1 protein-coding gene is annotated in these 378 nt (G+C 67.5%); it reads right to left on the bottom strand.

Features of this window, described 5'->3' with window-relative positions; translation table 11 throughout:
- Positions 1-378: polyketide synthase (locus tag KUM32_RS27965; protein WP_217144754.1), on the bottom strand; the 378-nt coding region annotated here is incomplete at both ends.

The raw sequence follows: 378 nt of genomic DNA, 5'->3' as shown, positions 1-378 counted from the left end.
TGCGGAGACGGCTCATCCGCATGCAACGTCGCCGGCAGCACACCATGCCGCATCGCCAGCACCATCTTCGCGACACCAGCCACACCCGCAGCCGCCTGCGTATGACCGATGTTCGACTTCACCGAACCCAGCCACAACGGCCGCTCCCGGTCTTGGCCGTACGTCGCCAGCAACGCCTGCGCCTCGATCGGATCACCAAGACTCGTCCCGGTCCCGTGCGCCTCCACCACATCCACCTCGGACGCAGCCAGACCCGCGTTACCGAGAGCCGCACGAATCACCCGCTGCTGCGACGGACCATTCGGCGCCGTCAACCCGTTCGACGCACCGTCCTGATTCACCGCCGTACCACGCACCACCGCCAGGACCGGGTGACCC

The sequence above is a fragment of the Streptomyces sp. AC627_RSS907 genome (genome assembly GCF_019049165.1).
The sequence above is the reverse complement of the archived record's forward strand: the minus strand, read 5'-3'. Positions and strand labels throughout refer to the sequence as shown.